This is a genomic window from Shewanella sp. SW32, assembly GCF_025653365.1.
GTDB lineage: Bacteria > Pseudomonadota > Gammaproteobacteria > Enterobacterales > Shewanellaceae > Shewanella > Shewanella oncorhynchi.
The window spans coordinates 23,223-48,416 of sequence record NZ_JAKKSJ010000015.1 but is presented as its reverse complement, the minus strand read 5'-3'; the positions used below and the strand labels follow the sequence as shown (position 1 = coordinate 48,416).

At 46.0% G+C, this 25,194-nt stretch carries 21 protein-coding genes; 14 read left to right on the top strand and 7 right to left on the bottom strand.

Features of this window, described 5'->3' with window-relative positions:
• Positions 1-19 precede the first annotated feature (19 nt).
• The 3 genes from L5M28_RS10800 to rppH are packed head-to-tail and all read right to left on the bottom strand — an operon-like array spanning position 20 to position 3,655.
• Positions 20-820 (bottom strand): sulfite exporter TauE/SafE family protein, encoded by an 801-nt coding sequence (locus L5M28_RS10800; RefSeq protein WP_028760835.1) that lies wholly within the window; start codon positions 818-820, stop codon positions 20-22.
• 52 nt (positions 821-872) lie between these two features.
• The gene (gene ptsP / locus L5M28_RS10795) at positions 873-3,107 is read right to left on the bottom strand and encodes a phosphoenolpyruvate--protein phosphotransferase (protein WP_263196435.1); all 2,235 of its coding nucleotides are present in this window, start codon (positions 3,105-3,107) and stop codon (positions 873-875) included.
• A gap of 23 nt (positions 3,108-3,130) precedes the next feature.
• A complete protein-coding gene (gene rppH, locus L5M28_RS10790) occupies positions 3,131-3,655 on the bottom strand; it encodes an RNA pyrophosphohydrolase (RefSeq protein ID WP_006080762.1) in 525 nt (174 codons plus the stop codon).
• Positions 3,656-4,345: 690 nt separating this feature from the next.
• Here rppH and mutH point away from each other — a divergent pair.
• Positions 4,346-5,017 (top strand): DNA mismatch repair endonuclease MutH, encoded by a 672-nt coding sequence (gene mutH, locus L5M28_RS10785; protein WP_263196436.1) that lies wholly within the window; start codon positions 4,346-4,348, stop codon positions 5,015-5,017.
• Positions 5,018-5,139: 122 nt separating this feature from the next.
• The gene (locus tag L5M28_RS10780; RefSeq protein WP_105249866.1) at positions 5,140-6,207 is read left to right on the top strand and encodes an adenylate/guanylate cyclase domain-containing protein; all 1,068 of its coding nucleotides are present in this window, start codon (positions 5,140-5,142) and stop codon (positions 6,205-6,207) included.
• Positions 6,208-6,262: 55 nt separating this feature from the next.
• Here the strand turns inward: L5M28_RS10780 and oxyR are convergent, their stop codons facing one another.
• From oxyR to L5M28_RS10765, 3 genes are all read right to left on the bottom strand, one after another.
• The gene (gene oxyR / locus L5M28_RS10775) at positions 6,263-7,174 is read right to left on the bottom strand and encodes a hydrogen peroxide-inducible genes transcriptional activator OxyR (protein ID WP_028760839.1); all 912 of its coding nucleotides are present in this window, start codon (positions 7,172-7,174) and stop codon (positions 6,263-6,265) included.
• Positions 7,175-7,456: 282 nt separating this feature from the next.
• Positions 7,457-7,822 carry an Hpt domain-containing protein gene (locus L5M28_RS10770; RefSeq protein WP_028760840.1) on the bottom strand — a complete coding sequence of 122 codons (366 nt, stop codon included), beginning with the start codon at positions 7,820-7,822 and terminating at the stop codon, positions 7,457-7,459.
• 204 nt (positions 7,823-8,026) lie between these two features.
• The gene (locus L5M28_RS10765; protein ID WP_263196438.1) at positions 8,027-8,956 is read right to left on the bottom strand and encodes a TIGR01212 family radical SAM protein; all 930 of its coding nucleotides are present in this window, start codon (positions 8,954-8,956) and stop codon (positions 8,027-8,029) included.
• A gap of 587 nt (positions 8,957-9,543) precedes the next feature.
• On the opposite strand from L5M28_RS10765, the gene gltB reads away from it, so the two are divergent.
• The 8 genes from gltB to L5M28_RS10725 all read left to right on the top strand — a co-directional run bounded on the left by gltB (position 9,544) and on the right by L5M28_RS10725 (position 19,555).
• A complete protein-coding gene (gltB, locus tag L5M28_RS10760) occupies positions 9,544-13,992 on the top strand; it encodes a glutamate synthase large subunit (RefSeq protein ID WP_263196440.1) in 4,449 nt (1,482 codons plus the stop codon).
• 6 nt (positions 13,993-13,998) lie between these two features.
• Complete coding sequence (locus L5M28_RS10755; protein ID WP_263203314.1) at positions 13,999-15,405, top strand: FAD-dependent oxidoreductase; 1,407 nt, start codon at positions 13,999-14,001, stop codon at positions 15,403-15,405.
• A 322-nt stretch (positions 15,406-15,727) separates the two neighbouring features.
• Positions 15,728-16,438, top strand: coding sequence for a 5'-methylthioadenosine/adenosylhomocysteine nucleosidase (locus tag L5M28_RS10750; RefSeq protein ID WP_173246143.1), 711 nt, complete (start codon positions 15,728-15,730; stop codon positions 16,436-16,438).
• A 22-nt stretch (positions 16,439-16,460) separates the two neighbouring features.
• Positions 16,461-17,450: a cobalamin biosynthesis protein gene (locus L5M28_RS10745; RefSeq protein WP_212599976.1), complete on the top strand. Its 990-nt coding sequence runs from the start codon at positions 16,461-16,463 to the stop codon at positions 17,448-17,450.
• Between the two features lie 56 nt (positions 17,451-17,506).
• Positions 17,507-17,884, top strand: a complete 378-nt coding sequence (locus L5M28_RS10740; protein WP_012088590.1) for a DUF2721 domain-containing protein — start codon at positions 17,507-17,509, stop codon at positions 17,882-17,884.
• Positions 17,881-18,507: a trimeric intracellular cation channel family protein gene (locus tag L5M28_RS10735; protein ID WP_105249873.1), complete on the top strand. Its 627-nt coding sequence runs from the start codon at positions 17,881-17,883 to the stop codon at positions 18,505-18,507. Before L5M28_RS10740 ends, L5M28_RS10735 begins: the two co-directional genes overlap by 4 nt.
• 1 nt (position 18,508) lies before the next feature.
• Positions 18,509-19,000 (top strand): nuclear transport factor 2 family protein, encoded by a 492-nt coding sequence (locus L5M28_RS10730; RefSeq protein ID WP_028760847.1) that lies wholly within the window; start codon positions 18,509-18,511, stop codon positions 18,998-19,000.
• A 126-nt stretch (positions 19,001-19,126) separates the two neighbouring features.
• Entirely contained in the window at positions 19,127-19,555 is a 429-nt protein-coding gene (locus L5M28_RS10725; protein ID WP_028760848.1) for a hypothetical protein, read from the top strand.
• 99 nt (positions 19,556-19,654) lie between these two features.
• Here L5M28_RS10725 and tyrS read toward each other — a convergent pair whose 3' ends face one another.
• Entirely contained in the window at positions 19,655-20,848 is a 1,194-nt protein-coding gene (gene tyrS / locus L5M28_RS10720; protein WP_028760849.1) for a tyrosine--tRNA ligase, read from the bottom strand.
• Between the two features lie 126 nt (positions 20,849-20,974).
• Here tyrS and L5M28_RS10715 point away from each other — a divergent pair, with 126 nt between their 5' ends.
• The 4 genes from L5M28_RS10715 (at position 20,975) to L5M28_RS10700 (ending at position 25,187) form a co-directional block, all read left to right on the top strand.
• A complete protein-coding gene (locus tag L5M28_RS10715; RefSeq protein ID WP_263140521.1) occupies positions 20,975-22,381 on the top strand; it encodes a peptidoglycan DD-metalloendopeptidase family protein in 1,407 nt (468 codons plus the stop codon).
• Between the two features lie 20 nt (positions 22,382-22,401).
• The gene (locus L5M28_RS10710; RefSeq protein WP_263203312.1) at positions 22,402-23,511 is read left to right on the top strand and encodes an anhydro-N-acetylmuramic acid kinase; all 1,110 of its coding nucleotides are present in this window, start codon (positions 22,402-22,404) and stop codon (positions 23,509-23,511) included.
• 435 nt (positions 23,512-23,946) lie between these two features.
• Positions 23,947-24,642 (top strand): aquaporin Z, encoded by a 696-nt coding sequence (gene aqpZ, locus L5M28_RS10705; protein WP_263203310.1) that lies wholly within the window; start codon positions 23,947-23,949, stop codon positions 24,640-24,642.
• A gap of 164 nt (positions 24,643-24,806) precedes the next feature.
• On the top strand, positions 24,807-25,187 hold the full coding sequence (locus tag L5M28_RS10700) for a DUF2750 domain-containing protein (protein ID WP_028760853.1): 381 nt from the start codon (positions 24,807-24,809) through the stop codon (positions 25,185-25,187).
• Positions 25,188-25,194 lie beyond the last annotated feature (7 nt).

The following is a 25,194-nucleotide window of genomic DNA, read 5'->3' as shown; positions in this document are numbered from 1 at the left end:
ACTGAGATAAACATAAAAACTAGGTCAGAATTAACTTAAGGCCGACACATAGAAGTAACAGTGCAAATATCTTTTTAAGTACAGGTGTTGGCCAAGTGCTCGCCGCTTTTACCCCCACAGGCGCCATCAAGACAGAAGTGATCACTAAACCAAACAATGCAGGTAAATAGATATAGCCTAAGGTACCATAGGGCAACTCAGGGGCATTCATTCCTGCAATAATATAGCCGAAACTGCCAGAAAGAGAGATTAAGAAGCCCATCGCCGCAGAAAAGCCCACGGCTTGACGCATCTGTAAACCATAAAAAGTCAAAAATGGCACTATCAGTATACCGCCACCTATCCCGGTCAAACCTGCCAAAACCGCAACAAAAGCCGATACAACAAAAAGCACTACTGAATTAGGTAATTGACGATTTGATTCGGCCTTAACGGGATAAGCCATTTGAATTGTCATTAAAATCACAAAGATGGCAAAACCTTGTTGTAACTTATCAGCGGGAATACGCTCAGCAATAAAACCTGAAGCCAGCGCGCCTATAATCAGGCCCGGTAACATTGATTTGAATAAATCCCAAGGCACATTGCCACGCTTATGGTGGGCACGTGCCGACGAAATAGAGGTGAGAATAATGGCTGCTAGCGAAGTGGCAATTGCAATATGGGGGAGCTGAGTAGAGCTAATACCGACCGATGGCAAAATATAAAGCAGTGCCGGCACTACAATCAAGCCGCCACCGATACCTAATAATCCAGCCATAAAGCCGACAAATGCGCCTAAAGCCAAGCAAATAAAGAACACCAACAACAAACTATCCACACGAGTACCTACAGCGTGATAAATTGAGGGCCTTAGCTTAACACGGCATTAGTTAATTAAGAATTGTTGCGAGACCCTGCTGGGTCAAATATTCTTTAACCAGCTCACGCACTTGGAAGCCGTTTGATAGGCTCAGCGCTTTAGCAAGTAATTGATCTAAATCGGCCCGCGCAACACGTCGCAATAGATAATTGATCCGCGCTAAACTGCCCTGATTCATACTCAACTGATCGTATCCCATAGCCACCAGCAAAATGGCTCCCATAGGTTCGCCCGCTAACTCTCCACAGATACTAATATCGAGTTTATGGTATCGACAATCGAGGTGCGCCTGATGCAAAGCCCGCAATATTCCAGGATGATAACTGTCAAATAACGAGCTCACCCGCGGGTTATTACGGTCAACAGCCAGCAAATATTGGGTTAAATCATTACTACCAACAGAGACAAAATCCACTCGTTTTGCCACATCATCCAACTGATATAACATGGCAGGCACTTCGAGCATAATGCCTATTCGTGGCATCACTATGTCGCTGTTAACATCGTTTTTTAATTCAACATAGGCTTGTTGCAAATATTCTAAGGATTGATCGATTTCATCTAAGTTGCTGACCATAGGCAGCAAAATACTCAGCTGTTTACCGTCTCCCCCAGCCTGTAGCATGGCCCGTAACTGCACCAAAAACAGCTCAGGATGATCCAGAGACAAGCGAATCCCGCGCCATCCTAGGAAAGGATTGTCTTCTTTAATCGGGAAATACGGTAAAGGTTTATCGCCTCCCACATCTAAAGTACGCATCACCACAGGTCGACCGGACGCGGCCGATAAGACCTGTTGATAGACTTTGACTTGCTCAGATTCACTCGGGAAGCGCTGTTGCAACATAAAAGGAATTTCAGTGCGATAAAGCCCAATACCGTCGGCGCCCTCTGCAATTTCAGAGGCCACACCACTGAGTAATCCCGCATTGAGATACAAGCGAATACGTGAACCATCTAAGGTTACAGAAGGCAGCGCTAATTCTTGGGCATACTGGCGTTGCAAGGCTTTTTGTGCCGAAATCAGGCTACGATACTCACCGACAATCGCGGGTGATGGCGACACCAATAACTGACCACGGCTTGCGTTTACGACTAAAAGTTTTTGGTCAATATTGGCGGATAACAGTTGCTCTACACCTGTAATAGCAGGCACACCTAAGGCACGGGCTAAAATGGCGGCATGGGAGTTTACGCCACCAAGCTCAGTGACAATACCCGCAAGCTTTTGCCTTGGGAACTCAGCCAACATAGTCGCATCGGCTTCACGGGTAATGAGGATTACAGGTTTATCGGGCTCAAGCTCTAGACGTTCTGGCTCAATAAGTTGGCGCAATACTTTTTGACCTAAGTCGCGAATATCGCTAGCCCGCTCCTTAAGGTAAGGGTCTTCCATTGCTAAAAACTGTTGAATATAACGTAGAGACACTCGACTCACCGCCGACTCAGCAGCCCAGCCTAATTGCACTTCACGGGTATATTCGCCGCCTAAACTAGCATCATCAAGCAGTAACTGTAATGCATTGAAAATGGAGACAACTTCGTCATCTTGCTCACGATCAAACCGTTGAGATAAGGCACCTATCGCTTCTTTACAACGCACCATAGCCGTGGTTAAGCGACTCGATTCATAGGCAATATCGTCAGAACGCACCTCAGGCTGTTCAAGGGGGATTTCCCCACCAAGTACGAAGGCATACGCAATGGCGATACCGTTTGACGCTGAAGTACCTTGAAACAGAATTTGTTGATGATGGGAGCTGACTTGTGCTTTTTGTTTTAAGCCACGCACCGCCATCGCTAATTGGGCGGCGAGCGTCATCAGGAAGGCTTCTTCACCCTCACTGAATTGGCGAGCACTCGCCTGCTGTACCACTATCACCCCTACCACAGCCTTCTGGTAGATAATAGGTACAGCTAAAAAAGCGCGGTATTCTTCTTCGGCGACTTCAGGAAAAAGCTTAAACCTTGGATGAAGCCGCGCATCTGCTAAATTAACGGCCTCTTCTCGCTGGGCAGCGAGTCCTACTAAACCTTCGGTCAACGGCATACGTACCCGACCAACGGCGCTTTTTTCAAGACCGTCGGTTGCAGATAACACCAGTTCTTGCTCTTCTAGGATATAGATCGAGCAACATTGGGTTTCCATCGCCGCTTTAGTCGATGAAACTAAGACTTCTAGTGCGGTTTCCAAACTGTGGGCAGATGCCACAGCCTGAGTAATATCCCTAAGCGTATTTAACACTGTTTTCAATCCTCTTTTGAAAATCAGCCCGTTGTTTTTTGCCTTCCCCGTTTCCTAGGTATTTCTAGGGTCTGGAATGACAATGCCGTTACCGCAAACTCTTTCATCACCTTACGATAAACATCACGCTTAAATGACACGACTTGCCGCACAGGATACCAATAACTTACCCAGCGCCAATCGTCAAATTCAGGATGCCCAGAGGAACTTAAATTAATCGCACTATCTTGGCTTTTCAGTTGTAACAGAAACCACTTTTGTTTTTGCCCAATACACACAGGTTTACTGTCTTGCCTGACTAAACGCTTTGGCAAACGATAGCGTAACCAAGAACGGGTCGAGGTTAATATATGCACGTGTTCAGGTCTTAGGCCCACTTCTTCATACAACTCACGATACATAGCCTCTTCTGCTGTCTCGCCATCATCGACGCCACCTTGAGGAAATTGCCATGAGTGTTGACCGAAACGTCTAGCCCACATGACTTGGCCATATCTGTTACAAATTATAATGCCCACATTTGCGCGAAAGCCGTCGCTATCAATCACATGGACTCCAAATCACATTAAATTTTAATAAACTGATTGTTTCATAAAGCTAGTCTCTCAGCAAACCTCTATTTTATCCTAAGCTTTGGATAACATCTGACTTAAAAGACATTTATCAACAATGCTAGGGGATGGGATCCGGGGATATCCACATTTTCTGTGGATATCTCTGTTTGAAACTCAGGTGAACTTGTTATAACGTTCAAAAAACATCTATTTACCATCGTTTTGAAAATTTAGAGTTAAAACTTAATAGCAAATAAATTCATTAACTTGCAAATTAATCACGATTTATTTTAGACTAAAAAACCAATAAAGCTCATTATTTAACCAGCAAGAAGTATTTCTATCATTCTCGCGATATTACTCAACTTTATACACAAATAGTGTCCACAACTGTCCACAAAAGCCAGAATAAATGCACTTTATTCGCATTGACTTAGGATTTTTATTAGGTTAAGAGGCTCACTTTACTGAGTTATCCATAATATCTGTGGATAAGTATGTGGGGAACGCAAGGGAAAGCAGAGAGTAACTTTGAACACTTTTTTGCACAACGGGGGTTAACACGGATATAAAATTGAAAATCAGTCACTTAGAATAAAAACATTCGGTACAAGTTAACCCACCCTGTAGAGCTCGTTTTTTAACCACCATTGCTAAGCGGTTATTTTTAAGTAAAATCCAGCCATGAATCGAATTATCCCCCCCGAAAATCTATCTGAACTACTCGAACGTGCCAACATGATGGCGGGCGTGAGTTTGGCGCAGATAGCCAGCCAAAGAAGCATTCGAGTCCCCAAGGATCTTAAACGCGATAAAGGTTGGGTCGGTCAACTAATCGAAATGGAATTAGGCGCAACGGCGGGTTCTAAACCTGAGCAAGATTTTCTACATTTAGGGGTCGAGCTAAAAACTATCCCCATTGATACACAGGGGCGACCGCTGGAGACCACTTATGTCTGCGTGGCGCCGCTATCGAATATCCAAGGATTAACCTGGCAAAACAGCTTAGTCTGCCATAAGTTACAACGAGTACTTTGGGTACCCGTTGAAGGAGAGAGGCATATTCCTGTGGGTGAGCGCCGTATAGGTACACCAATATTGTGGGAACCAGATCCGCACGAGTTGCGATTACTGCAACAGGATTGGGAAGAGATCATGGAGCTTATCGCCCTCGGAAAAGTAGAGAGGCTTACAGCGCGCCACGGCGAAGTGCTGCAATTGCGCCCTAAGGCCGCGAATAGTAAGGCGTTAACACAAAGCATTGCCGAAGATGGTAGCATCAAAATGACCAACCCTAGGGGCTTTTATTTAAAGACCAGTTTCACTGCTATGATACTTAATAAGGTATTTGGTTAATTTTTAGTAACGATATGGACTTGGATTGATCCAGATCACAAATTTCACTGGCACTAAGGTGACTCTTTTCTATAAACTACGGCATCCTGAAATCACAGCCGTATTCGGATACCAATCAAGCAGTGAGAGCACGTAGACAAGCGAAAAAACTCCTTTTTGCGATTTTAGCTTGGGCGATTGCCATGGCTGCATTCGTGTTTTTTCGATATGCCCAATCACCAGAGCTGCCCCAATGGGCGGTAAGTTCGGCTGATCTCGCAACACTTGCTATCTACATGGGGATAATTTTTGGCAGCTTACATTGGATGTCGAACGTCATTGCAGATTTCAGTGCAATCAATCGCCTCCCCTATGTGTTTTCAGTCATCTTTAAGGGCTTGTTTTTATTACTGGGTGCTACGACGTTAGCTTACATGACTCAGTTTTTAAATATGTGGGCCATCGAAAATCATATGTCGACCCTCAGACAAATGCTGACGGCGCACATTCTCTATAGTCCTTCATTCCAAGCATTGATCGTATATTTGGTCGTTGTACGAGTCAGCTTAGCTTTTGTCGAGCAAATGGCATTATTAGTCGGGCCGCGTATTTTACTCAACATAGGCCTTGGTAAATACCACAAGCCAAGATATGAGCAGCGCTTATTCCTCTATTTAGACATGGTCGCCTCAACCACACATGCCGAATCACTTGGCGATTACCGCTTTAGTCGATTGATCCAAGACAGCTTTAGTTTACTTTCAGATACTGTGTCCAATAACGAAGCTGAAATCTACCGCTATATGGGAGATGCAGTGCTGCTTCACTGGCCATTAGAAGAAGGGATAGTTCACGACCGCTGCATGAATATCTATTTTGAATTTAGCCAACAACTGAACTGGCAACGCCGCTACTTTGAAGAGCATTATGGCTTTGTGCCGAAATTTAAAGCGGCGGCCCATTGTGGCCAAGTCGTCGCTGCAGTTGTTGGTGTACAGAAACAAGAAATTAGTTTCTTTAGTGACGTGCTCAATACCTTAGCAAGACTGCAAGATCAATGTAATCCACTAGGACAGCGCATGTTGATTTCAGGCGCACTCGCAGGACGTTTAGATAACCCCAACACTCAGTATCACCTATCAAATCTAGGCCCAGTCAAACTCAAAGGGAAACAACACTCAATTGAAGTGTTTGGCGTTTCCCCGCTCTGATTTGTAATCGACTTTAAGCTTTAGCTTGAATTAATGCTTTGCAGTTACAGTCAGTTTATTCCTCGTCCTTAGCTAATAATTTTTGGATCATTAAACCTAAAGTGCGGAAAGTTAAGATCCGACTGGTGGTTTGACGCCAGACAAGGCCGATATCACGGTAAGGTGCCTCACCCGGTGGCGTCATCACCACTAAATCTGTGTCATTCAAAATACCCGCGTCAATGGCCATTTGCGGAAGAAACGTGGTGCCCAGTTTACTGTTCACCATCTGCACTAAAGTATGCAAACTGGTGGCGGCAAACGGATTGACTTTCGCACTATCACCTAGCTGACATGCAGTAATAGCATGGCCTGTGATGCAATGCTCACTTTGCAGAAGAAAAATACTCTCGTCCGGCAGAGTTTGATAATCAATAGGTTGATGTATGCCACCCGCTAAATCTTTGTGGGCCACCATTTTGAAAGGATCTATGCCCACTTTCATGCTGTGGTAACCGCTAGTATCAACGGGTAGCGCTAGGATCAATAAGTCCAGCTCTCCTTTACCCAAAGCATCTAGCAAACGCTCAGTGGTATCTTCCTTCAATAATAAACTCATCGCCGGATAAGATTGCTGACACTGGCGGATCACACGGCTCAATAGGAAAGGCGCTATGGTTGGAATACAGCCTAAGCGAATATCCCCCGTCATCGGCTCACCTTGATTTTTCACTAATTCCACCAAATCATCCACATCAGTGAGAATTTTACGGGCGCGCTGCACCACCTCTTCACCAATGGCGGTAAACATAAATGACTTATGGTCTCGCTCAATCAACTGATGCCCTAACTGCTCTTCTAGGTTTTGGATCCCACTTGAAAGTGTTGATTGACTGACAAAACACACCTTAGCGGCGCGGTTAAAATTCTGCTCTTGATGGAGATTCACCAAATAGAATAAGTTTTTTAAGCTAGGTAAACTTTTCATTTTCTCGATTGCCATGAAGGTTATGAATTAAGAAATTAAATCTACTTTAGCATAAGTGATGAGCAATAACGCGGCATAAGATATCAGGATTGTGACCCGAATCGATATTCAATCGGTTCGCCGTAAAACTTAAGTGGGAGTAACAAAATAAGATGGGAAAAGCGCTAACAAGAAAATGTCGAAAACAACAAACTTAATCGTAAAACCAATGCAAGATTCACTCAATTGAGCGCAACAATAGACATTATTGCTGCGCCTTAACGTACCTTAGCAAGTAATATTTTATGCTTTGGCTTGGAGGAATAACTTTAACTGTTGTAAATCTGCACTCGCGTGTTCAACGATGTCAGCAACCCAAGAGCCATGTTCAGCATCCCATCTTGCTTCTTCGCCATGCTGTAATAACTGGGCGATCTGCTGAATACGTTTTAACCCCACAGAACCTGCAGCACCTTTAAATTTATGTGCTTCTGAACATAAGGTATCTTTGTCTGCAGCGTCGTTAGCCTTCACTAGATTTCCAACATATTCAGGCATTAACTGCTCAAATAACACCACACTCTTGAGTAAGGTACCGGCACCAATGGCGCTGCAGTACTGTTCGAGAGTATTGAGATCTAGGATTGCTTCTAATTCAACTGTGGCCATAAGGCCTCCCTTAAGTGGTTCAATGCTTAAAACGAATTTATCACATGATACCCACTAAAATTGTCAGTGCAACTTATAGCGATATTCATGGTCTAATTCAGATTAAAATTAACAAAAAACAAACTAATAGTCGTAAATAAACGCTTACGAAATAATAGCGACGACATAACATTTAGGGAGTAAATTTATCCCACTAACTTGCCTCTATCGTTGCGCTAATGCGTGCCCTTGTCCACCATAATGCTGCAAATTATCCACAATCGCCACCAATCCATCCCAACGATAGGCACACCAATCGGGTGCTAATAGCATAGGCTTTTTCGCATAAGCGGTGACACGGTGAAAAATCACTTCCGCGGGAGTATGGCGGATCATCTCGCCGACACTGTGAGCATAATCCTCAAGACTCAATAAAGGTAAGCGCCCACTTCGCCACGACTTAGCCATAGTGCTACCTTCGACGATATGCAAAGGATGTAGCTTCAAGCCATCAACGCCATGCTGCAATACAGCAGCTAAAGTCGCCATATAATCGCTATGGGTTTCATCGGGTAAGCCAAGAATGAGATGAGTGCACACCTTAAGACTGCGAGCTCTCGCCCTCGACACAGTGTCACAATAACAGGCGAAATCATGGCCACGGTTAATTCTACGCAGTGTTTCATCTTTGGCTGTTTGCAACCCGAGCTCTAACCACACATCGACACCATTTGCCTGATAGCGCGCCAGTAAATCCAGTACATTATTCGACACACAATCGGGGCGAGTTCCAACACATAAACCGACTATCTCGCCATCTTTAACCGCTTCATCGTACTTAGCCATTAACACTTGATATTCATCGTAAGTGCTAGTGTAGGCTTGAAAATAAGCAATAAATTTATCGGCTTGTGCCTGAGGCTTCGCCTCACGATAGCGGCTCTTACCATGTTCGAGTTGCTCAGTAATACTCAATACATCGGCGGTTTGATGGCTAAATGACGCCACATTACAGAAAGTACAACCTCCGCGCCCTAAAGTGCCGTCACGGTTAGGGCAAGTAAACTTGGCATCTATAGTGAGTTTTCGCAGTCGGGTGCCATATCGCGCCTTACAAACGGCACCAAAGGTGTTCACATATGCATCAAGCCCCATCAGAGCACCCACCAAATTTCATATCGCTTCATTGAGAATAACCAAGATAAAATCACAAATAGAGAAGAAAATACGTGAACAAATAGAAGAAAAAGCTTAGTGTAAATAAGGTAGCGAGAGTTTTCTTGGCGCTACATCAAATTCCCGCCTGACTCATACCGTTATTATCATAAATGTGCGCATCCTCAAATTAGCCAGCTTACCGCTGAGATCTTGCTCACACCAAAATGAATAACAATTCAACAATTTTAATTTTTTATCTATTTACTGTGTTTGCAATAAAAATCACTATTTCTAAATCAAAAACAATCCCATCAGCATGTTACACCTTGGTAAATTTTGAGTTTGATAGTTTTTAAAATTCTTTTTATTCATAATGTTATACAGCACATTTTACTGTTGACGTTAACGTAAGGCAATTGTGGTTTGTGTATGAAACATGAATTAATACCCATGTTTTATGCAAATTTTTGGTTTGACCTTTATTGAATCTCAGGCTAATTTGGGTGGTTCGGGTGCATATCTATAGAAAGTCTTTACATTTTCTCCCCGAGTAGTAATCAGTTGAGGTCTAGGGAGGTTTTTGTATGAGCTTATATCATCCCAGTTTTGAGCGGGACAATTGTGGTTTTGGGTTGATAGCACAGATGGATGGCGAAGCCAGCCACCGCATAGTGCGCACGGCAATCCATGGTCTAGATCGCATGAAGCACCGAGGGGGCATTGCCTCCGACGGTCGCACTGGCGACGGCTGTGGTTTATTAATGCAATTACCCGTGCAATTTTTTGAAGCGATTGCCGCGGAAAATGATTGGCATTTGAGCAGAAAATTTGCCGTAGGTATGCTGTTTTTAAGTCAAGATGATGAACTGGCTGACCAAGCCAAGTTTATTCTTGAGCGCGAACTCGAGCGTGAAACCTTAAGTATTGCAGGCTGGCGCAAGGTGCCTGTCAATCCCGATGTGTTAGGTGAAATTGGCAAGGCTAGCCTGCCACAAATCTATCAAGTGCTGATCAACGCCCCCATTGGCTGGCGTGAAAAAGACTTGGAACGTCGCCTTTATATGGCGCGTCGCCGCCTAGAGCAGCAGATCACCGACGACAAAGACTTCTATGTCGCGAGTTTGTCAGGCCAAGTTATCGTCTATAAAGGTCTGATGATGCCTGTAGACTTGCCCGCGTTTTATCCCGATCTCGCGGACATTCGCTTAAAAAGCTCTATCTGCCTATTCCATCAACGTTTCTCAACAAATACTTCTCCTAAATGGCCATTAGCTCAGCCGTTTAGATATTTAGCCCATAACGGCGAAATCAATACGATTACGGGTAACCGTCAATGGGCCCGCGCCCGTGCCTATAAGTTTAATTCGCCGCTACTGCCAGATTTGCAGCAGGCCGCTCCCTTTGTGAATGAAACAGGCTCAGACTCTTCATCTTTAGATAATATGCTGGAAATGCTGTTATCTGGTGGCATGGACTTATACCGTGCCATGCGTCTATTGATCCCGCCTGCTTGGCAAAGTAATCCAGAAATGGATGACGAATTAAAAGCCTTCTACGACTTTAACTCTATGCACATGGAGCCTTGGGATGGTCCGGCAGGTATTGTGATGACCAACGGTCGCCATGCCGCCTGCGCTGTTGACCGTAATGGTCTGCGTCCATCGCGTTATGTGATCACAAAAGATCGTATTTTGACCTTAGCTTCCGAAGTCGGAATTTGGGATTACGCCGCCGATGAAGTGATTGAAAAAGGCCGTGTTGGGCCTGGCGAATTGCTGGTATTAGATACCTTGAACGGCCGCCTGTACCAATCTTTTGAAATTGATAACGATCTTAAACGCCGCCACCCTTACAAAGAGTGGATGGCGAAAAACAGCCGTACTTTAACGCCAGCGGAAGATTTAGCCTCTGAGCAGCACGGTGCCAGCGAGTTAAGCCCTGAGCTATTGCTGCAATACCAAAAACAATTTGGCTATACCCGTGAGGAATTAGAACAAGTTATTTGGGTATTGGCGAAGCAAGGTGAAGAAGCCACAGGTTCTATGGGCGACGACACACCTATGGCGGTATTGTCGAAAAAGTCACGTTCACTGTATGACTATTTTAGGCAAAAATTTGCTCAAGTAACGAATCCACCTATTGACCCCTTACGTGAAAAGCACGTCATGTCGTTGACCACTTGTATTGGCCGTGAACAGAACCTCTTCAATGAAACGACTGGGCATGCTTACCGGGTAATGTTCAATTCACCTATTTTATTATTCAGTGATTTTAACCAGTTACTGGGATTAGATAGCACTTACTATCGCGCCAATATTGTCGATTTAAATTACGAACCACAGGAAGGCTTAGAAAGTGCCATTCGCCGTATCACAGCCGAAGCCGAGCGTTTAGCCCGCAGCGGCACGACTTTGTTGATCCTTTCGGATAGAGCCATAGGTAAAACGGCGCAAGTGATCCCCGCGGCCATGGCGGTCGGTTCTGTGCAGCAAATGCTGGTGAATAAGAGCCTGCGCTGCGACACCAACATTATTGTTGAAACCGCATCGGCGCGAGATCCGCATCACTTTGCTGTATTGCTTGGCTTTGGTGCCACGGCGATTTATCCGTATTTAGTGTATGAGTCAATTTCCGAACTGGCAAAACGCCATGACTTAACCGATACCACGGCATTGATGTTGAACTTCCGCTACGGCATCGAAAAAGGCTTGCGTAAGATCATGTCCAAAATGGGCATCAGCACTGTCGGCTCCTATCGTTGCAGTCAGCAATTTGAAGCCATAGGCATTGCCAGCGAAGTGATCGAACTGTGTTTTAAAGGCGTAATTAGCCGCATCGAGGGTGCAGGCTTTGCAGACATCGCCCAAGACCAAGCTATTCTGCACAAAGCGGCCTACCGTGCCCATGTGCCATTACCGCAAGGTGGCCTGCTGAAATACGTTGAGGGCGGTGAGTATCACTGCTTCAACCCTGATGTGGTCAACACCTTGCAAGCGTCATTGATTGACAAAAACTTCGCGACCTATAAAAAGTTTGCCGACCTCGTCGACAATCGTCCAATAGCCACGCTACGTGACTTAATCGGTATCAAGGGTGCGCAGGCATCAATTGATGTCGCTAACGTCGAAGGCGCAGCGGGCTTGTATCAACGTTTTGACAGCGCAGCCATGAGTATCGGCGCCCTCAGCCCCGAAGCCCATGAAGCGCTGGCTATCGCGATGAACCGCTTAGGTGGCCGCTCGAACTCAGGTGAAGGTGGTGAGGATGCACGCCGCTTTAATACTGAACGCAACTCTGCGATTAAACAGATTGCCTCGGCACGCTTTGGCGTCACGGCACATTATTTAGTTAATGCCGATGTGTTACAGATTAAAGTCGCCCAAGGGGCAAAACCCGGTGAAGGCGGCCAGTTACCCGGCCATAAAGTCAGTGTGGAAATCGCCGGACTGCGTCACGCACGTCCTGGTGTGACCTTGATTTCACCACCGCCACACCACGATATTTACTCTATCGAAGATTTAGCCCAGCTAATTTTCGACTTGAAGCAAATCAACACTAAAGCACTGATTTCAGTGAAACTTGTGTCAGAACCCGGTGTGGGGACCATCGCCACCGGTGTGGCCAAAGCCTATGCGGACATGATCACGATTTCAGGGTATGACGGCGGCACAGGTGCTAGCCCAATCACCTCAGTGAAGTATGCGGGCAGTCCATGGGAGCTAGGGTTAGCCGAAGTGCATCAATCGCTAGTGGAAAATGGTCTACGCCATAAAATTCGCCTGCAGGTCGATGGCGGCTTAAAAACCGGTACCGATGTGATTAAAGCCGCGTTATTAGGCGCCGAAAGCTTTGGTTTTGGTACTGTGCCTATGATCGCCCTAGGTTGTAAATACCTGCGTATTTGCCACTTGAACAACTGCGCGACTGGCGTAGCAACGCAAGATAAAAACCTGCGCGACAACCATTACCATGGTCTGCCAGAGCGAGTGATGACTTACTTTGAGTTTGTTGCACAGGAAGTTCGTGAATGGATGGCGACCTTAGGGGTGAGCAAGTTTGAAGACTTAGTCGGTCGCAGCGAATGGTTATATACCCTCGAAGGTCAAACCGCTAAGCAACAAGGGCTCGACTTATCGCCGATTTTGTATCAACCCAAGGTGCCAGCAACCTCGTCACGCACTTGGCAAGAAACCAATCCACCGGCGGATTTAGGGCTGCTTAACCAACATTTATTAAACGAGTGCCAAAGCGCCGTCGATAAGGGCGAGTGTTTCGATGCCGCTTACAGCATCAACAACACCGACCGCTCCGTTGGCGCGACCTTATCCGGCTATATCGCAAGCACGCTCGGCGTCAAAGGCACCAAAGCGCCGGTTAAACTGAGCTTTAACGGCAGTGCAGGCCAAAGCTTTGGCGTGTGGAACAGCCCAGGCCTTGAGTTAAAACTCTGCGGTGATGCCAACGACTATGTGGGTAAAGGCATGTCTGGCGGCCAAATCGTCATCTACCCGCCAATTGGCAGCCCGTTCCAAAGTGAGCGTAGCGCCATTGTCGGTAACACGTGTCTTTACGGCGCGACGGGCGGCAAGTTCTTCGCCGCAGGTCAAGCGGGCGAGCGTTTTGCAGTCCGTAACTCTGGGGCGATTGCTGTGGTTGAAGGGCTTGGCGATAACGGCTGCGAATACATGACCAGCGGCATTGTGGTTGTCCTTGGTAAAACAGGGGTGAACTTCGGCGCTGGGATGACAGGCGGTTTTGCCTATGTGTTCGATCAATTCGGCCGCTTCAATCGCCGTGTGAATACTGAGCTTGTCGATACTCAAAAACTCGAATCACCGATCCATCAACAACATTTAAAAGGTCTGATTGAAGCCCACGTGGCCGAAACGGGCAGTGAACATGCCAAGATGATCTTAAGTGATTTTGGTAACTGGTTAGATTGCTTCGTATTAGTAAAACCTAAAAATATTGCCGTGGCCGATCTGCTCAAATTAGAGAAATCGAGCCCAGAATTAGTTGTAAAAGCGGGGTAATGGCGCATGAGTAACGATTTTCAATTTATTGAAGTGGGTCGTAAAGACCCCGCTAAACACCCTGCGGCTAAACGTGCGACTCAGTTTATTGAGATTTATCAGCCTTTTGCCCAGCCTCAAGTGGCTGAGCAAGCGGACCGCTGTTTAGATTGCGGCAATCCTTATTGTGAGTGGAAGTGCCCGCTACACAATTATATTCCTAACTGGCTCAAGCTAGCGGAACAAGGCCGCATCATGGAAGCGGCAGATTTAGTGCATGAGACCAACACTCTGCCCGAAATCTGCGGCCGTGTTTGTCCACAGGACAGACTCTGTGAAGGTGCTTGTACTCTGAATGACGACTTTGGCGCTGTCACTATCGGTAATGTCGAAAAATACATTACCGACACAGCTATCGCCCAAGGCTGGCGCCCCGATATGAGCAAGGTCACGCCACGCCCTGAACGAGTGGCGATTGTCGGTGCGGGTCCTGCAGGTTTAGGCTGCGCGGATATTCTGTCTCGCAACGGTGTTAAAGCTGTGGTCTTTGATAAATATCCACAAATTGGTGGTCTACTCACCTACGGTATTCCGTCTTTTAAACTCGACAAAGCCGTTATGGCGACCCGTCGCAGTGTATTAGAAGGCATGGGCATTGAGTTCAAACTCGGTGTCACTGTAGGTAAGGACATCCCATTTACTAAACTGCTCGAAGAATACGATGCCGTCTTCCTCGGTATGGGCACCTATACCGCAATGAAAGCAGGCCTTGAGGGTGAAGATGCCAAAGGCGTATACCAAGCCCTGCCCTATTTGATTGGTAACACCCATCATTTAATGGGCACCCAGAATACTGAAACGCCCTACCTGAACCTTGAAGGTAAACGTGTGGTGGTATTAGGCGGTGGTGATACTGCGATGGATTGTGTGCGCACAGCCGTCAGACAAGGTGCCAGCAGCGTAGTCTGTGCTTACCGCCGGGACGAGGCCAACATGCCAGGCTCACGTCGTGAAGTGCAAAATGCGCGGGAGGAAGGAGTTAACTTCCTGTTTAACCGTCAACCTGTGGCAATTAAAACCCAAGATGGCAAAGTAGTTGGCATTGAATGCGTCGAAACCGCCATGGGCAAAGCCGATGCCAGCGGTCGTCAACGGGCCGAAGCGATTGCAGGTAGCGAACAGTTGCTCGAAGCCGATGCGATTATTATCGCCTTTGGTTTCCAGCCTAGCCCAGCACCTTGGTTTGCCGAACACGGTATCGAGCTAGATCAATGGGGCCGAGTTAAAGCGAGTAAGTTAGATGAAAACCCATTCCAAACCACAAACCCGAAAGTGTTTGCCGGTGGTGATATGGTGCGCGGTTCTGACTTAGTCGTGACAGCCATTGCCGAAGGTCGCGATGCCGCCCAAGGTATTCTTAACTACTTAGACTAAGCGCTATAGATTAAGCGCCAACGTGTTTGTTTTATCGGTAAAAAACATTTTACCCTTGTCATTTTAACAAGCACTCCAATGGCTGGACTCGTGCAAACGAGTTCAGCCATTTGCTTGTGGCTTATCGCAATCGGTTGATGGATAAAATAGATAGATAAAGCGTGCATCTTAGGGATGCACTTTTCCGTTAACCCTCCCACCTTTTTACCCCGCGATTATCAAGCAATCCCAATCTCGCCATAACGACTGCATAAAACTGTGTGGTATATTAGCCAGCATTACCGTGTCCCACTCTTTAAGTGTTGAATCAAAAAGGTCTCCCATGAAAATTGGAATTATTGGCGCAATGGAGCCAGAAGTCGCTCACCTGATCGCCGCCATGACAAATGCGACATCGCAAACCATTGCTGGTATTGAATTTATTGCTGGTACTCTCGCGGGTAAAGACGTAGTAGTGACTCGCTCAGGCATAGGTAAAGTCGCCGCAAGTATTGCGACCACGCTACTCATCGAAAAATATGCGCCGGATGCGGTGATCAACACTGGTTCTGCCGGTGGTTTTGTGGATTCGCTGGCCATTGGCGATATCGTGATTTCTTCTGAAGTACGTCACCATGATGTGGATGTCACCGCCTTTGGTTATGAAATTGGCCAAATGGCACAACAACCTGCTGCGTTTATTCCTGCCGCACATTTAGTTGAAGCTGCCAACAAAGCGATTGCTCAACTAGGTGAAGTCAAAGCAATTGAAGGTTTGATTTGTACTGGTGACAGCTTTATTTGCGATCCTGTTCGCACCCAAGCCATGCTCAAAAACTTCCCGACTATGGCCGCCTGTGAGATGGAGGGCGCAGCTATCGCTCAAGTTTGTCATCAGTTTGGAGTGCCATTTGTGGTAATCCGCTCTTTATCGGATAACGCCAACAATGACTCGCCAGTGGATTTCGACTCTTATATTGTCAAAGCGGGTTATCACTCGGCTCTGATGGTGATGTTGCTGCTTGAGCAACTGAATCCTAGCGCAATAAAATAATCACTTAAGTGGAAAGTACCGAATGCACACCTCTTTTTATCAACAACTTGTCGAGATAGATGGCGCTTTGTTTGAAGGCTTTTTGGTACTTTTTTTTGCTTTGTTATTGGCGCGGTTAGCGCCATTGCCACGGGAAATGCAGCCGCTTATTTGGTTTAGCCATTTAGCTAAGCAACTCGCAGCCAAAGTGAATCGCCCTGAACGATCTCCAAGCCAACAAGCCACAGCAGGCTTTTTAGCTATGATGCTGTTACTGTTTCCGTTTTGGGCCATTATCACCTTTTTGCTCGAACTGGCCGCCTTTCCATGGTTTTTCGAATTTTTGGTGCTTTATCTATGCTTAACCGATGCAGGGTTTAGCCAAGTCGCCGATGAAATCGCTAAAGCCTTAAAACGTGGAGACAATGCCAGCGCAAAAAAGCTTTTACAGCCTTGGGTAGTGCGCGATACCGATAGTTTGTCGGAAATCGGCCTAGCCAAAGCCACCATAGAAAAACTCGCCACAGCGCCTATTTACGGCACAGCATCGACCATTTTCTTTTTCGCTATTGCTGGAGCACCGCTAGTGCTAGCTGTGCGAATGCTCAAACAACTCGAATTGAGCTGGCCGCCCATTCAACCAAAGTATCAACATTTCTGCAGTACTGTGAATGGTGTATCCATTATCTTGCTGGCGATTCCGGCTTGGTTGTGGAGCCTGTCGCTCGCCATTCAAGGCGGGCCTAAGGCGTTTGCAAAACTTTTTAGAGCCCCTAAAAATCATCACGCTATTCGAGGTTATGTTCTCAGTGTGAATCTCGTGGCCAGTATTTTGAGAATCGAGCTCGGTGGACCACAGAAGTTTGCTGGCGTGCGTATCAATGTGGATAAATTGTGCTACGGTCCGCAGCCAACCTGTGATGACATCACGCCTGCAATTAAGCTGACCTCACGTGCCTGTGCTATCTGGTTTAGCTTTATCATTATACTGCCCTTGTTATGGGCAAGTTTACGTTGGTTACAAAGCCTGTGATATGATGCCGCATTATCTCAACGTGAAGTTAAAGGCTGACCATCTTGCTCGAAAACATGCATGTTTCATTAACAACACCTGCGTTGTTATTTCCTGCTATCTCATTGTTATTATTAGCTTATACCAATCGTTTTTTTGCCTTAGCCGCATTAATCCGAAATTTAAGCAATGGTGAAAAACCCGTACATAAAGATCAAATTAAGAACCTGAGCCAGCGTATTACCATCATTCGTCGAATGCAGGAAGCAGGTGTGTCAAGCTTTGCCCTATGCGTACTGTGTATGATTTTTATCTATATCGGCTTTAATAAAACCGGCTCAGTGATTTTTGGCGCTAGCCTACTGCTCTTGCTCTATTCACTGATTTTATCTGTGATTGAAATCCGCATCTCTGTGGACGCATTAAATATCCATATCAAAGAGATGAGTAAATGAGCCAGTGGATCTACTTTTTTGATTTATGGGGTACCGCTGTATTTGCATTATCCGGCGCACTTGCCGCTGGACGCCATAGAATGGACCCCTTTGGCGTAATAGTGCTCGCCTCGGTTACCGCTGTCGGTGGTGGCAGTATTCGTGATGCCTTAATTGGTGCAACGCCAGTGTTCTGGATCCGCGACCCGAATTACATCATAGTGATCCTCGCAACCGTGCTCGTCTGTTTGCTATTAGTCCGTCGCCCTCGTAAGGTACCCGAGTATATTTTACCCGTCGCAGATGCCTTTGGATTGGCCCTCTTTACCGTGATAGGTGCTGAAAAGGCCCTCAATATGGGCTTGAGTGGGATGATTGCCGTCGTAATGGGCTTGATCACAGGCGTGGGAGGAGGCATTATTCGAGACTTACTGTGTAGACAAGTTCCTATGGTCTTACGCACAGAAGTCTATGCCACAGCTTCGATCATAGGTGGTATCGGCTATACCGTGAGCTTAGCCTACGGTATGGGCGAAAAAATGGCGCTGTTTCTGGCGATGGCCAGTGCCCTGTTAATCCGCTTAAGTGCCATCAAGTGGCATCTTTCATTACCGGCCTTTGATCTCAAGACCAAGAGGGAATAGTTTGCGAATATTGTGTTTTATTTTGTGCCTCATTTTTGTTCCAGCCCTCAATCCTGCAGCGGCGCAAGCCAACTCAGGTGAAATGCCACAAGAACAGCAGTTAGCCGTAAAATATATGAATGCGCTAACTGAACACGACTATAAGACACTGCGCAAATTCTATAACCGCGAAAGCGTCTTCTTCGACAAAACCGCCAACCGCAAATACACCGGCGGCCGCTTCATCATCGACTTCCTTGAGCGCGCCCACGAGGGCGTGCTCGAGTACAACTTCAACATAGAACATATGTATAACGCAGGCTCTTTAGTTGTGATGATAGGTAACTATCATTTCAAGGGTCCAGGTGAACAATTTGGCAAACCGGGGAAAATCATCGATGTTGCGATACCTGGTGTGACAAGCCTTAAGATCGACATGCTCAATCGCAGAGTAACGGAACATGTCGACCTAATCGATTACCAGACCATGTCAGACCAATTAGCGATGCAGTAGTCACAAAATTTATCCGTCTTTGAAACTTGATCCCTAAAAACGAGTCGAAACTAACAATGAGTCAATACCACTGCGTATTTCACCTTTGAAAAATTGACTGAGCCGTTTCGTTTCAATGAGGTTTGTATGAAGTTTTTTGGATTGATTGCCCTACTCGCCCTTAATGGCTTAATACTGGCCCCCAAAGCACAGGCCTTACAGCCCATTATCGTTTCCTACGCCGTTCAGCCAGTAAGCCATTTTAATCAACAACTACGTACCGCTCAGGCACAACATCAGCCTTGGTCGGAAGATCCCAATAAAATCAGCAGCCAATATGCAGGCAACAAATTTACCTTAGTGCGAACTCAAACCAATAAAGACGGCATTTTAACCTATCAAGTGAGCGAGCTTTCCAAGCAGCATCCACAGATGCTGTTGATTATCTCACTGAAACAAAACGCTAAACTTTGGCAGGTAAGTTCGGCCCAATTGGCATGGAAATGCAGTGGTGGGCAACACTTTGGCACCGACAGATGTAATATCGCCGAGCATGAGGCCAATACAGCGCCTTAATCTTGTATTGTCAAAAGATTCAAAAACAAAGAGCGCCCTAAGGCGCTCTTTTTGTTCGTTTAAACTTACTGTAGCGTAAACCTAACTAAACCAACGTCACTATACCAAAGTCACTTTGGCAAACTTACGTTTACCGACTTGGAATACAGCAACAGTACCCGCGAACAAAGTCATACGGCTATCTTCTAGCTTTTCGCCGTCCATCTTCACCGCGCCTTGCTTGATCATCCGCATCGCTTCTGAAGTCGATGACACTAAGTCAGCGTCTTTCAACAGATTGGCAATCGCAATACCTTCACCCGCAGCTAACTCAATTTCTTCGATATCATCGGGGATCATGCCCTTAGAACGATCGACAAAGGCTTGATGCGCACTTTCGGCAGACGCTGCATCATGGAAACGTGTGATAATTTCCTTAGCTAAGGCGATTTTAGTGTCACGCGGGTTAGACCCATTCGCCACATCTTGCTTAAACTGTTCAATTTCAGCCAGTGGGCGGAATGACAGTAGTTCAAAGTAGCGCCACATCAAGTCATCCGAAATTGACATCAGCTTGCCAAACATTTCATTGGCAGGTTCGCTCACGCCAATATAGTTATGCGCCGATTTAGACATTTTCTTCACGCCGTCTAAACCTTCGAGCAGCGGCATCATGATCACAGCTTGTGGCTTTTGGCCTTCGGCTTTTTGCAGTTCACGGCCCATTAACAGGTTGAACTTTTGATCTGTACCACCCAACTCAACATCGGCCTGCAGCGCAACTGAATCATAACCTTGCAGTAAAGGATACATAAACTCATGAATCGCAATTGATTGACCCGAGGCATAGCGCTTCTTAAAGTCATCACGCTCCATCATACGAGCCACAGTTTGCTTAGACGCGAGACGGATCATACCAGCGGCGCCCAATGGCTCTAACCAGCTTGAGTTGAATTCGATACGAGTCTTCGCAGGATCGAGGATCTTGTAAACCTGTTCTTTATAGGTTTCTGCGTTCGCTAAAACTTGTTCACGGGTGAGCGGCGGACGTGTGCTATTTTTACCACTTGGGTCCCCCACCATACCAGTAAAGTCACCAATCAAAAAAATGACTTCATGACCTAACTCTTGGAATAATCTTAATTTATTTAAGATTACTGTATGTCCAAGATGGATATCCGGAGCGGTAGGGTCAGCGCCTAACTTAATACGGAGTGGACGTCCTTCTTTGAGTTTTTCCAGCAGATCCGCTTCGAGTAAAATCTCATCGGTACCACGTCTAATTTCTGCTAATACTTGGTCTAAATCAGCCATCTCGGCAGGGACTCCTAAGGCCATGATCATAAAATGAAGAGACTTATGTTACTTGTTAGCCACCACAATTGAAAGTGTGTACACTAACGGGATTATTTAAGTCTCTGGTTATTGGTATCGGCGTCAATGGGAAAGGTTATAACGTTATTTAAATTGTTGCCTAAAAAGCATCAAATTCTCCTTAGCATTCTTTCAGTTATCACAATGATAACCATGCTTCTACCTTCTGAAGAAGCGCAAGCTTCAAGACAAACCACTAGCATTGATGACCAAGCTCAAATCAACACCCGTTATGATGTGCCCTTAGCTTTTCGCTCGCCTGAACGCCCTGAGTTGCCAGAAGGTCAAACAGATAATGCTCCGACAACGGCTGAACCGTTATCCTCACCCGATGCGCTTGCTGCTGGTGGAGCTAATAATCAAGCCGCAGGATCCCACGAAAGCGCTCTTCACAGAGATGTAGAACATTTTAACGTCAAAAATGGTGATACTTTAGCCGCGGTATTTGACCGCGCTGGCTTAACCAGCAAAGACGTTTATGAAATCACCCAGTTGCCTTTAGCCAAGCAAAACTTACTTAAGATAATGCCGGGCGAAGAAATTGTGATTTCAAAGGATGCAAACGGTAATTTGACTGAAGTACGTTATCGGGTCGATGCTATTTCCACGCTAGTCATCACTAAAAGCCAAGAGCAATACAACGAAAAAATCTCCGAAAAGGATGTGGAAATTCGCAACCATTTCACCAGTGCCAAAATTAAGAGCAATTTCTGGAATGCCGCAGTGGATGCAGGCATGTCTGCCAACCAGATATTACAATTATCGACCGTATTCGGCTGGGATATCGACTTTGCCTTAGACTTACGCGAAGGCGACAGCTTCGCCATTATTTACGAGCAAGAATATGCCGATGGTGAATTTTTGCGTAATGGCAATATCTTAGCTGCAGAATTTGTTAACCAAGATGAGCGCTATACTGCCATTCGCTATACCGACGGTAACTATTATTCCGAAAATGGCACTAGCATGCGTAAAGCCTTCCTGCGCTCACCGGTCGATTTTAAGTATGTCAGCTCCAACTTTAATCCAAGACGTTTGCACCCAGTGACAGGCCAAGTCAAAGCCCATCGCGGTGTAGACTATGTCGCAGCCATTGGCACGCCCATTAAAGCTGCGGGTAGTGGACGCGTTATTGAGTCTGGTTATAATCAATTCAACGGTAACTATGTGTTTATCAAACATAACGATACCTATACCACCAAATATCTACACCTCACAAAACGTAATGTCAGCAAAGGCGCCAACGTTAAGCAAGGACAAATTATTGGTACTTTAGGTAAAACAGGCCGTGTCACAGGGGCTCATTTACATTACGAATTTATCGTCAATGGCGTACACCGCAACCCGAGAACGATTACGCTACCGAAATCCGAATCAATTGCGAGAAAAGAAAAAAATCAATTCGATGCACTTAGCAAGCAATTGATGACTACACTTTCGCAAAACAAGCAAACGCAATTGGCAATGCAATAACGACGGATGGATTCCTCCCAATGAAAAACGCTTATTATATTGGACTTATGTCAGGCACTAGCATGGACGGTGTCGATGCAGTATTGGTCGACTTTTCAGGTGCACAGCCGCAGCTTATCGCCAGCCATACCGAAGCTATTCCGAGCCATTTACTCAAAGGTCTACAGCGCCTGTGCTTACCCAGCTCAGATGAAATTAACCGCCTCGGCCGTTTAGATCGAAATGTGGGTCAGCTGTTTGCCTTAGCAGTCAATAATCTGATGGCTAAATGTGCTATTGCGAAAGAAGATATCATCGCCATTGGTAGCCATGGTCAAACTGTGCGCCATATGCCAAACCTCGAAGTGGGTTTTACCTTACAAATTGGCGATCCTAATACTATTGCGACCGAAACAGGCATAGATGTCATTGCCGATTTTCGTCGCAAAGATATTGCCCTTGGTGGGCAAGGCGCGCCCTTAGTACCCGCATTCCACCAGCAAACCTTTGCCCAAGTCGGTAAAAAACGTGTCATCCTCAATATTGGTGGTATTGCCAATATCACCTATCTGCCGGGCAATAGCGAAGAAGTTTTAGGCTTTGATACAGGGCCTGGCAACACCTTAATTGATGCCTGGATGCAACAGGTTAAAAGTGAGCCCTTCGATAAAAATGGCGAATGGGCTGAATCCGGAAAAACTGATCAAAGCTTATTAACTCAGTTGCTTTCGCATCCGTATTTTTCCCTTGCTTACCCTAAAAGCACTGGTCGCGAACTGTTTAACCAAGCTTGGTTAGAGCAGCAATTATCGCCCTTTAATCATTTAGATGAAGAAGATATTCAATCAACTTTATTGGATTTAACCTGCCACAGCATAGCCCAAGACATTATAAAACTATCCAATGAAGGGGAATTATTCGTCTGTGGCGGCGGTGCATTTAATGGTCAACTGATGCAGCGTCTTGCAGCCTTATTACCAGGTTATAAGCTGGATACTACCTCGGCCCTTGGCGTCGATCCTAAGTGGGCAGAAGGCATCGCCTTTGCCTGGCTCGCCATGCGCAATCACTTAGGTTTACCCGCTAATCTCCCTGCAGTAACAGGCGCCTCCCGCGAAGCCGTACTCGGCGGACGATTTAGCGCTAAGTAATTGGCCTTCGCAAAATACTAAAGTGATAACCTAAACAAGAGCTTCTACATGAAGCTCTTGTTGTCTTTAAAAGACAAACTAATCTTTTCCCCCTCTTCCTCCCTAAATTTATCAAGAAAATCAGCAGCTATTTTAAAGCCATCTATTCTTAATTACTGAAGCATTTAGTGACAGAAGCATGAGTAAAAAAAGTTTCGTCACTGAAGCTTAATCAAGTCTCACTATAGTGAAAACGGATACAGGATATTGCTCTAAACAGCTCAAACACTTAGGAATAGCCTCATAGGCGTCCAATAAGAAACTGGTTTTAAGGGAACTCATGTCTACAGCGCGATTTTGCTCACTCAGACAAGATCCGTTAATAGGCAGGTAAATTAGGAATAAAGACGCACTGATTAACAAGCAAGCGTCTTTAAAAGAATAGGAAATCAAACAATGAACATGTCACAAAAAATGGCGGCAGAATTTCTTGGCACCTTGTGGTTAGTCCTTGGAGGTTGTGGCAGTGCGGTACTTGCCGCTGCATTTCCCGAGGTGGGCATAGGCTTACTCGGTGTCGCGCTCGCATTTGGCTTAACGGTTCTGACTATGGCCTTTGCGATTGGCCATATTTCAGGTTGTCATCTCAACCCTGCAGTGTCATTCGGCCTTTGGGCTGGGGGACGTTTTCCGGCAGCAGAATTATTGCCCTATATCATAGCCCAAGTCGCGGGTGGAATTGTTGGCGCAGGCATCTTGTATCTCATCGCTTCAGGACAAGAGGGATTTTCACTCGCGGTCGGATTTGCCTCTAACGGTTTTGGTGAGCACTCACCGGGTGGCTATAGCATGCTGTCGGTGATGATTTGTGAAATCGTTATGACACTGTTCTTCTTGATTATTATTTTAGGCGCCACCGATGAGCGAGCTCCTAAGGGATTTGCCCCAATTGCCATAGGGTTAGGTTTAACCTTAATTCACCTTATTAGTATTCCTGTGTCCAATACTTCGGTGAACCCAGCGCGTAGCACAGGCCCTGCACTGTTTGTCGGTGACTGGGCGGTATCACAGCTCTGGTTGTTCTGGGTAGCACCGATTGTCGGCGCCATTTTGGCGGGCTTTATCTATCGCTACTTCCGCGCGGCAGAATAAAAGCCGAAGATCTAACACAACAGCGCTCTCTTGGCGCTGTTGTTCTTTTTCTAATCCCGCTCTAATGTTACCATTTAGCCAACTGGCGAATTTTGCTGTGCCCTAGGTTTTTACATTAGAGACACAACAGGCTTCGCCCTATCCAAGCAAAAGAGATATTTTTCATGAGCAAGACTGTTAAAAACCTCGCTGAGACAGCAGCAATGACGCCAGAAGCCCGTTACGATTACCTCGTTGAACAAGTTAAAGAACACAAAATACTTTGGACATTACAAGACCAAGACGGTTGCGTGATGTTAACCACTGAAGAAGAAGATTGCATCCCAATGTGGCCAACCGAAGAAGCCGCTGATTCTTGGGCAGTGGATGAATGGAGTGATTGTCAAACGTTAGCGATTCCACTCGACGAATTTCACGAAAGATGGGTGCCAGGCATGGAAGATGACGACCTCTTTGTCGCCGTATTCCCAGTATTAGATGATTTAGGTGTGGTAATCCCACCTTATGAGTTAGATCAAAGATTAGCGCCTAAGCAAAGCCACTAATCGCTAT

What these genes read in the sequence shown, in the direction of transcription:
- mutH (WP_263196436.1), top strand. Translation starts at nt 4,346, where the DNA reads ATGAATCGAATTATCCCCCCCGAAAATCTATCTGAACTACTCGAACGT.
- oxyR (WP_028760839.1), bottom strand. Translation starts at nt 7,174, where the DNA reads ATGAAAAGTTTACCTAGCTTAAAAAACTTATTCTATTTGGTGAATCTC.
- L5M28_RS10770 (WP_028760840.1), bottom strand. Translation starts at nt 7,822, where the DNA reads ATGGCCACAGTTGAATTAGAAGCAATCCTAGATCTCAATACTCTCGAA.
- L5M28_RS10765 (WP_263196438.1), bottom strand. Translation starts at nt 8,956, where the DNA reads ATGGGGCTTGATGCATATGTGAACACCTTTGGTGCCGTTTGTAAGGCG.
- gltB (WP_263196440.1), top strand. Translation starts at nt 9,544, where the DNA reads ATGAGCTTATATCATCCCAGTTTTGAGCGGGACAATTGTGGTTTTGGG.
- L5M28_RS10755 (WP_263203314.1), top strand. Translation starts at nt 13,999, where the DNA reads ATGAGTAACGATTTTCAATTTATTGAAGTGGGTCGTAAAGACCCCGCT.
- L5M28_RS10750 (WP_173246143.1), top strand. Translation starts at nt 15,728, where the DNA reads ATGAAAATTGGAATTATTGGCGCAATGGAGCCAGAAGTCGCTCACCTG.
- L5M28_RS10745 (WP_212599976.1), top strand. Translation starts at nt 16,461, where the DNA reads ATGCACACCTCTTTTTATCAACAACTTGTCGAGATAGATGGCGCTTTG.
- L5M28_RS10740 (WP_012088590.1), top strand. Translation starts at nt 17,507, where the DNA reads ATGCATGTTTCATTAACAACACCTGCGTTGTTATTTCCTGCTATCTCA.
- L5M28_RS10735 (WP_105249873.1), top strand. Translation starts at nt 17,881, where the DNA reads ATGAGCCAGTGGATCTACTTTTTTGATTTATGGGGTACCGCTGTATTT.
- L5M28_RS10725 (WP_028760848.1), top strand. Translation starts at nt 19,127, where the DNA reads ATGAAGTTTTTTGGATTGATTGCCCTACTCGCCCTTAATGGCTTAATA.
- tyrS (WP_028760849.1), bottom strand. Translation starts at nt 20,848, where the DNA reads ATGGCTGATTTAGACCAAGTATTAGCAGAAATTAGACGTGGTACCGAT.
- L5M28_RS10715 (WP_263140521.1), top strand. Translation starts at nt 20,975, where the DNA reads ATGGGAAAGGTTATAACGTTATTTAAATTGTTGCCTAAAAAGCATCAA.
- L5M28_RS10710 (WP_263203312.1), top strand. Translation starts at nt 22,402, where the DNA reads ATGAAAAACGCTTATTATATTGGACTTATGTCAGGCACTAGCATGGAC.
- aqpZ (WP_263203310.1), top strand. Translation starts at nt 23,947, where the DNA reads ATGAACATGTCACAAAAAATGGCGGCAGAATTTCTTGGCACCTTGTGG.
- L5M28_RS10700 (WP_028760853.1), top strand. Translation starts at nt 24,807, where the DNA reads ATGAGCAAGACTGTTAAAAACCTCGCTGAGACAGCAGCAATGACGCCA.